This is a genomic window from Aphanothece microscopica RSMan92 (genome assembly GCF_046613545.2).
Classification (GTDB): Bacteria; Cyanobacteriota; Cyanobacteriia; order PCC-6307; family Cyanobiaceae; genus NIES-981.
In genome coordinates, this window is the sequence record NZ_JBKKKY020000357.1 from 1 (window position 1) to 577 (window position 577).

At 68.3% G+C, this 577-nt stretch carries 1 protein-coding gene; it reads right to left on the reverse strand.

Translation table 11 applies throughout. From position 1 onward, the window contains the following. On the reverse strand, nt 1-390 hold a 390-nt coding region (locus ACLD7X_RS17980), incomplete at its 3' end, for a GNAT family N-acetyltransferase (protein ID WP_425625467.1). Nucleotides 391-577 lie beyond the last annotated feature (187 nt).

Consider the following 577-nt stretch of genomic DNA (forward strand, 5'->3'; position numbering starts at 1 on the left):
CGCGCGCGCTGCATCGCGGGTGTAGCCCTGGCGCACGTGCGGGGCTCCGATCCAGTAACCCAGCGAGCAGGCCTGCGCCACGCCGCGCCGGATATTGGAAAAGGTGAGCCCGCCCAGCAGCGCATCATCACTCTGGCGCAGGAAGAAAAAGGGCATCGCCAGTCCGTCACGGATATCATCCGCATAGCGGCGCAACCGGCGGCGATAGGCCGCGCGGGTGAGTTCGTCGCTCGTCCAGCTTGGTTCCCACGGCTGCAGATGGCTCGCGCTCTCGGCGCGCAGAGCGGCCCAGGCCTCATAGTCGGAGGGCTTGGGATGACGCAGATAGACGGCCTCGCCGTCCACGCGGCGCCCGTCGTCTCCGGTAAGGTCCCAACGGATCAGCGCCATCGCCATCCTCTGCCGCGTCGTCCGCTGCCCCCGTTATCAAGGCTCAAGCGAAGGCGTTGGTAAAGACCTCCGCGGCGGCAAGGCCAGCCTTTGGCCCCACCACAGCGGCTGATTGCCCGCCCGGAGCCGAAAATGCGCGCAGAACGGCCCCGACTTCGTCGGCCGCGACCGCTTCCAGATCGGCGGC